This window comes from Mycobacterium sp. (assembly GCF_032162105.1).
GTDB lineage: Bacteria > Actinomycetota > Actinomycetes > Mycobacteriales > Mycobacteriaceae > Mycobacterium.
This window is the reverse complement of the sequence record NZ_JAVRPS010000355.1, coordinates 1-7,102: the sequence shown is the minus strand read 5'-3', so window position 1 is coordinate 7,102 and position 7,102 is coordinate 1. Positions and strand designations below refer to the sequence as shown.

Here is a 7,102-nt window from a genome sequence, read left to right as displayed (position 1 = left end):
GAGCGGGGTCGCCGTGCCGCCGTCGTCGACGTCCACCGTGGCCTCGGCGTACTCGCCGACGAACCAGAATCCTTCATCTCCGCGGTTGCCGCCCCCGCCAACCGCATCCTGACGCTGACCGTAAGCGAGGTCGGCTATTGCCGCTCGCCGCGCAACGCCGGCCTCGACCTCGATCTCGACGACGTCCGCGCAGATCTCGCCGACCCCGCCCATCCCCGCAGCACGATCGGTCTCATCGCCCGAGGCTTGACCGTCCGCGCCGCTGACGGCACGCCAATGACCGTGCTGTCCTGTGACAACCTGCAGTCCAACGGACACGTCACCCGTGCCGTCCTCACCGAGTTCCTTCACGCGAGCTCCGCGGCGGAGGACGTGTTGGAATTCGTCCGCGACCACGTCACGTTCCCGAACTCGATGGTCGACCGAATCGTGCCCTCGACGACCAGCCGAACCGTCGACATCGTCGGTGAATTGCTCGGCGTCGACGACCGCTGCCCGGTGCCGGCCGAGGAATTCACCATGTGGGTCCTCGAAGACGACTTCGCCTCCGGCAGGCCCGCCTGGGACCGCGCCGGAGCGGTCATGAGCGACGAGGTCGAAGCCTACGAACTGGTCAAACTGCGCCTGCTCAACGGATCTCACTCCCTGATCGCGTACCTCGGAATCCTGGACGGTCGGGCCACCATCGCCGACGCCTGGGCGCAGCCGTTCATTCGCGACGCCGTACACGCCTGCATCACGAGCGAGTACCTGCCGACGATCGCGCTGCCGAGGGGCTTCGACGTCGACGCCTACCTCGACTCGCTTTCACACCGATGGGCCAACGCCGCGCTCGATCACCGGACCTCGCAGGTCGGCACCGACGGTTCGGTCAAACTGCTGCAGCGCATCCCGGAGCCCGCCTTGATGGCGCTGCGCGACGGCAGAACTCCGCACTTCTTGGCGTTGACGGTCGCCGGCTGGATCGCCTCGGTGGCACCGCCTTCGGGTTTCGATCCCGGACCCCATGCCGCCGAGATACGGGAACCCGCTCGGGACCGACTCGCCGAGGTGACCCGCGGGGCGTCCAGTACGCGCGATCATGCAATGGCAGTGCTGCGCAGTGGATTTCTGCCCGACGACCTGGTCGCCCACGACGCGTTCACCGACCGGGTAGCCGATCTCGTTGCCATCATCGCGCGCAGCGGTATCCGCGCGGCGGCACAGGACGCCGCCAGGACGGTCGACTACAGGGGAGTGTCATGAAAGCGCTTGCAATCCACGGTAAAGAGGACATTCGCTGGGAAGACCGCTCCGAGCCGGAGCCGGCCGAAGGACAGGTGCGGCTGCGCGTCGGCTACGTCGGCATCTGTGGCTCGGATCTGCACTACTACTTTGACGGAGCCAACGGCGAAAACGTCGTTCGCGAACCGTTCACCCCTGGGCACGAGTTGTCGGCGGTGGTGGACTTCGATCCGTCCGGCCGATATCCGGCAGGCTCGCCGGTGACCGTGCACCCGGCGCGTTACGGGACCCCGGTGGCGGGCCTGCTCGAGCGCCCCCACCTGTGCCCCGGGGGTGACTACCTGGGCAGCGCCGCCACGTTCCCGCACCGCCAGGGCGGTGCCGCCGAACTGCTGGTCGTCGAGAATCACATGGTCCGTGCACTTCCCGCTGGACTGCCGCTGAAGCGCGCAGCGCTGGCGGAGCCACTCGCCGTGGCCATGCACGCGGTCAATCTGGCCCCCGACCTGTCCGACCGACGTGTTCTGGTCATCGGCGCAGGCCCGATCGGCCTGCTGGTCGTTGCGGCCGCCGCAGAGGCTGGGGCGACCGACATCGGCGTCAGCGACCTGCGACCCGAGCCGCTGGAGCGCGCAGTCGCGTTGGGCGCCAACGAAACTTCTCTAGTCGGCCGGGATGTCATCGACGACGAGTCCTACGACGTCGTCTTCGAATGTTCAGGTGTCGGCGTCTCGGTCACCCAGGCCGTGCGAGCCGCGCGTCGCGCCGGCACCGTCGTGCAGGTCGGCATGCTGCCGAACGCCGAGATCGGCATCAACCTGGCGCCGATGCTGGCCAAGGAAGTGAGCCTGATCGGCGCGTTCCGGTTCTCCACGGAGATCGACGACGCGATCGCGCTGCTCGCTGCCTCCGATCGCCTCGACACGGTCATCTCCCACGTGATCCCGGCGGCCGACGCAGAGGACGCCTTCGCCGTGGCCCGCGACGCGTCAGCGTCGGCCAAGGTCATGCTCCAACTCTGAAATCCCTTCCACCGCAACCGCTGCACACACAGAGGAAAGACGATGACCACAGCCCAAACCCCCGAGCCCAAGGCCGCCGAGCATCCGCCGGCCGCCCAACGCAGCACAGCTGACCTGGTGCGGGCCGCCGTGTCCGGGTGGCTGGGCACGGCACTGGAGTTCATGGACTTCCAGCTGTACTCGTTGGCCGCCGCGCTGGTGTTCAGCCAGCTGTTCTTCTCCGGTGAGTCTGCCGGGATGGCAGTCGTCCTATCGATGGCCACCTACGGGGTCGGCTACATCGCCCGCCCCCTCGGTGCCCTCTTCTTCGGACGGCTCGGTGACCGCATCGGTCGACGCAAGGTGCTGTTCTACACCATCGCCTTGATGGGAGCTGCCACCACCTTGATCGGAGTCCTGCCGACCTACCAGCAGGTGGGTGTGCTGGCGCCCGTTCTTCTCGTGACCCTGCGACTGCTACAGGGATTCGGCGCCGGGGCCGAGATCAGCGGTGCGGGAGTGATGCTCGCCGAGTACGCACCCGTCAAGCGGCGCGGTTTCGTCGCCTCCCTGGTGGGCCTCGGCACCAACTGCGGCACGCTGTTCGCATCGGCGATCTGGGCCATCCTGCTGGGAGTGATGGTCGAGAGCGACGTCATCGCATGGGGATGGCGCATCCCGTTCATCGCCAGCGCAGTGGTGATGGTGTTCGCGGTGTGGGTGCGGTTGAACCTCAAGGAAAGCCCGGTCTTCGAGGAGCGCGAGGACGTCGTCGACGGGCGCGCACTGTCCCGTGAAGAGATTCTGGCGCAGGTCGGGCACCGGGCCGAGACCCGCACGGTGGAAGCGCTGCAGCGCAAGCCGATCAAGGCCATCGCGGTGGCGTTCTTCCTTCGGTTCGGCCAGGCAGGCAACTCGGGTTTGATCCAGACGTACCTGATCTCGTTCATGACCCTGACGCTTGCTCTGCAGAAGAGCCTCAGCGCCAACGTCGTCATCGTGTCCTCACTGGTCGGATTCCTCACGATTCCGCTGATCGGCTGGCTCGGAGACAAATTCGGCAGGCGCCGGATGTACATCATCGTCATGTCGGCGGCACTGGTCGTCGTCGTTCCCGCCATGACGGCGATCGACTCGAGGAACCTCGTGTGGGTGTTCGTCGGCTACGTCGTGCTCCACAACGTCGCGGTGCTCAGCCCGGCCTCACTGGAGAACGTGTCGATCCCAGAGATCTTCGGTGCCCGCAACCGGTACACGCTCACCGCCGTCGTCCGGGAGATCGCCGCGGTAATCGCCACCGGGATCGGTCCCGTCGTCGTCGCCGCCTGGGTGGCCGCGGCAACGGGAAGCCCCATCCCCATCATGGTGATGTTGGTTCTGTACTCACTGTCGGCGCTGATCGTCGCCGTATGGGCGAAGGACTGGACCGGACGCGATCTCACCGATCCACTTCCCGCCATGTGATGGATCGAAAAGACAACCGTCACAACGAAAGAGAACAATGACCATCGAGACCATCGACGTCAACGTCTGCAGTCCGGGCCGCAACTTCGTCACCCTCAAGATAGTCACCGGCGACGGCGTGGTCGGGTGGGGCGACGCCACGCTCAACGGGCGCGAACTGTCAGTCGCCGCGTATCTGTCCGAACACCTGGCGTCGACGCTGATCGGTCGCGACGAAGACCGCATCGAAGACACCTGGCAGTACCTCTACCGGGGCGCCTACTGGCGGCGCGGGCCGGTGACCATGGCCGCCATCGCCGCCGTCGACATGGCGTTGTGGGACATCAAGGCCAAGAAGGCCGGGATGCCGCTCTACCAGTTGCTCGGCGGTGCCAGTCGCGACCGTATTCGGGCGTACTGCCACGCTTCCGGGAGCGACTACCCCGCGCTCAAGGACGCCATCAGCGGCTACCTCGACGCCGGGTACACCGCCGTGCGGGTGCAGAGCGGTGTGCCCGGACTCGGGCAGATCTACGGGGTGTCCACCAACAAACCCGGCGGCAGATACGACTACGAGCCAGCCCACCGCGCCGCTGACGGAAGCGCGGCGACCGCGCCGATCGAGGAGGTCTGGGACACCCGCGCCTACCTGTCCCACATGCCAGGGGTATTCGGTCGAATTCGCGAGGACTTCGGGACGGGAGTCCGGATACTGCACGACGGGCACCACCGAATGACGCCCATCGAAGCCGCGCGATTCGCCAAAGACGTTGAGCCCTACGATCTCTTCTGGTTGGAGGACTGCACGCCCGGAGAGGATCAGGCGGCGTTGCGCCTGGTGCGCCAGCATTCGACGACACCGCTGGCCATCGGCGAAGTGTTCAACTCGGTGTACGACTACCAGACACTCGTCACCGAGCGGCTCATCGACTACGTGAGGTCAGCGGTCACCCACACCGGGGGAATCACCGCCATGAAGAAGCTGCTGGACTTCGCGGGCATCTACGGCATCAAGTCCGGTATTCACGGGCCGACGGACGTGTCCCCGATCGGCATGGCCGCCGCGCTGCACCTCGACCTGGTGATCCACAACTTCGGGATCCAGGAGTACATGCCGCACAGCGACACCACGTTGGACGTGTTCCACACGTCGTTCACCTTCGACCGCGGCTTCCTGCATCCCGGAGATTCGCCCGGCCTCGGCGTTGACTTCGACGAACAGGCAGCCTCGACATTCGAGTACACCGCCGCGTACCTGCCGGTGAACCGGCTGCAGGACGGGACCGTCCATGACTGGTGACACGCTCACGCCTCCGCAGGCGCCGACCCGGCTCGCAATCCCCGCCCGCACCGCGGCCGCCAAGCTGATCGTGGTGGTGCGCGCCCCGAATGCGACCTACTACGACCAGGTTCTCGACGTGTTGGTCGAGGCCGGAATCCGTAGTGTCGAACTCACTCTCACCACACCGGGCACCCTTGATCGGCTACCAGAACTGCTCGCCCGGTTCGGGGATGTGGCTGACATCGGCGTCGGCACCGTGACCGACAGCGCGCAGTTGGCCGCCGCCGTCCGAGCCGGGGCGCACTACCTGGTCACGCCGATCAGCGACCTGGATCTCGTCGAAGCGGCCATTCGTGCAGGGGTGCCCATCGTGCCGGGTGGCTTGACCCCGACCGAACTCTTCGGTGCATGGCGCGCCGGTGCGGCCGCAGTGAAGATCTTCCCGGCCAACCAGGTCGGCCCAGGCTACCTCCAGGATCTGCGCGGACCGTTCCCCGGCATCGCCGCGATTCCCTCCGGCGGTGTGGACCTGCCGGGTGCTGCGGCATGGCTGAAAGCCGGTGCGGCAGCGGTCAGTGTAGGAGGACCACTGCTCGGCGACGCGCTGCGCGGTGGTGACATGAATGTGCTTCGCGCCAGGACGGCCGAGTTCGTGGCAGCCTGCGGGCAGCCGACGTGAGCGCACGGATCGCCACCATCGGCGAGACCATGGCGCTGATGCGAACGCGGGACATCGGCTCGCTGCGGCACGTCTCGGAGATGGTGCTGGGCATCGGTGGTGCGGAAAGCAACGTGGCGATTGGATTGCGCCGCTTGGGTATCGACGTCGCATGGCTCGGGCGTGTCGGTGACGACCCCCTTGGGGAGCGCGTCACTCGCGAAATCCGGGCCGAGGGGGTGGACGTCCGTGGGGTCATCGACACGCAGGCTCCGACCGGGTTGATGCTCAAGGAGCGACCATCGCCCAGCTCGACGGCGGTCTTCTACTACCGGACCGGTGCGGCCGGATCGCGACTGCGGCCAGACGACATCCCGCCGGGCTGGATCGAGGGCGTCGAAGTCGTTCATGTCACCGGTATCACCGCGCTGTTGTCCGACAGCGCGCGCGACTGCGTTCTGGCCGCCATCAGCCGCGCGCAGGCCGCCGGTGTGCGGGTGAGCTTCGATGTGAATTACCGCTCGACCCTGGCGCCGCCCGACGTCGCCGGGCCGCTGCTGCGAAAGATTGCCGAGAACGCCGATCTCGTCTTCGGAGGCGCTGACGAATTGCGCCTGCTGTTCCCGGAGGGCGATGCCGTCGACGCTGCTGAGCGTCTGGTGCGCTGTGGCTGCAGCGAAGTCGTCCTGAAGAAGGGGGCGTCCGGGGCGACCGCGTACTCATCTGCCGGCGTTGTCGACAGTCCCGGCTTCACCGTCGATGTGGTCGACACCGTCGGCGCCGGCGACGCATTCGTCGCGGGATACCTCAGCGGACTGTTGCACGAGCTCGACGTTCCGGGACGGCTGCACCGGGCGAACGCCTGCGGCGCAATGCTGTGTATGACGCCGGGCGACTGGGAGTCCAGTCCGACGTTGAGCGACGTGGAGCGGTTCTGCCAACCCGGAACCGATCCGGTCCTGCGGTAGTTGCGCCGTGATCAGGCGAGCGTCCGTTGGTAGCGGCGCATCCCGGCGATCCAGCGCTCGTAGTCGCCACCCTTGTGCCGGTACATGTCGAGCACTGCCGGATGCGGCAGCACCAGGAACTGGTCCTCGCGGATGGCCTCCACGGTCATGTCGGCCACCCGGTCCGGGCCGATCACCTCACCGGCGTTGACGACGGCGGCGGCCCCGACCCGCACCGCCGGGTCAGCGGAGTCGGAGATGTGCTTGAGCAGCGGGGTATCGACGCCCATCGGGCAGACACACGTCACGCCGATGCCGTTGTCGCCGTACGTGATCGACAGCCACTCCGCGAAACCGACGGCTGCGTGCTTGGTCACCGCGTAGCCGGCCGCGCCGATCTGGGTGAGCAGCCCGGCGGCCGAGGCGATGGTGACGAAGTGCCCGCGGCCGCGGTCGAGCCACTCGGGGACCAGCGCCTTGGCCGCCCGGACGTGCCCGCGCACGTTCACGTCGATGATGCGGTCCCAGTCGCGCTCATCGTCGCCCA

General features: G+C 67.1%; 7 protein-coding genes. 6 read left to right on the top strand and 1 reads right to left on the bottom strand.

The genetic code is table 11. The annotated features are described in order from the left end of the window. The 6 genes from QOC69_RS18145 to QOC69_RS18120 form a co-directional block, all read left to right on the top strand. Positions 1–1,245, top strand: a 1,245-nt coding sequence (locus QOC69_RS18145; RefSeq protein ID WP_526442044.1) for a mannitol dehydrogenase family protein, incomplete at its 5' end; no start/stop codon positions are given. After that, the gene (locus QOC69_RS18140; protein ID WP_526442042.1) at positions 1,242–2,246 is read left to right on the top strand and encodes an L-idonate 5-dehydrogenase; all 1,005 of its coding nucleotides are present in this window, start codon (positions 1,242–1,244) and stop codon (positions 2,244–2,246) included. The genes QOC69_RS18145 and QOC69_RS18140, both read left to right, overlap by 4 nt. A gap of 42 nt (positions 2,247–2,288) precedes the next feature. Then, positions 2,289–3,689 (top strand): MFS transporter, encoded by a 1,401-nt coding sequence (locus tag QOC69_RS18135; protein ID WP_526442040.1) that lies wholly within the window; start codon positions 2,289–2,291, stop codon positions 3,687–3,689. Positions 3,690–3,726: 37 nt separating this feature from the next. Further along, the gene (manD, locus tag QOC69_RS18130; RefSeq protein WP_526442038.1) at positions 3,727–4,968 is read left to right on the top strand and encodes a D-mannonate dehydratase ManD; all 1,242 of its coding nucleotides are present in this window, start codon (positions 3,727–3,729) and stop codon (positions 4,966–4,968) included. After that, positions 4,958–5,629: a bifunctional 4-hydroxy-2-oxoglutarate aldolase/2-dehydro-3-deoxy-phosphogluconate aldolase gene (locus QOC69_RS18125; RefSeq protein WP_526442036.1), complete on the top strand. Its 672-nt coding sequence runs from the start codon at positions 4,958–4,960 to the stop codon at positions 5,627–5,629. The genes manD and QOC69_RS18125 overlap by 11 nt, the downstream gene beginning before the upstream one ends. Next, positions 5,626–6,576: a sugar kinase gene (locus QOC69_RS18120; protein WP_526442034.1), complete on the top strand. Its 951-nt coding sequence runs from the start codon at positions 5,626–5,628 to the stop codon at positions 6,574–6,576. Before QOC69_RS18125 ends, QOC69_RS18120 begins: the two co-directional genes overlap by 4 nt. An 11-nt stretch (positions 6,577–6,587) precedes the next feature. On the opposite strand, the gene QOC69_RS18115 is transcribed toward QOC69_RS18120, so the two are convergent. Continuing rightward, positions 6,588–7,102: SDR family oxidoreductase (locus QOC69_RS18115; RefSeq protein WP_526442032.1), on the bottom strand; the 515-nt coding region annotated here is incomplete at its 5' end.

Bases quoted from the DNA above. Each gene is read 5' to 3' on its own strand.
- QOC69_RS18125 (WP_526442036.1), top strand. From the start codon at position 4,958: ATGACTGGTGACACGCTCACGCCTCCGCAGGCGCCGACCCGGCTCGCA.
- manD (WP_526442038.1), top strand. From the start codon at position 3,727: ATGACCATCGAGACCATCGACGTCAACGTCTGCAGTCCGGGCCGCAAC.
- QOC69_RS18140 (WP_526442042.1), top strand. From the start codon at position 1,242: ATGAAAGCGCTTGCAATCCACGGTAAAGAGGACATTCGCTGGGAAGAC.
- QOC69_RS18135 (WP_526442040.1), top strand. From the start codon at position 2,289: ATGACCACAGCCCAAACCCCCGAGCCCAAGGCCGCCGAGCATCCGCCG.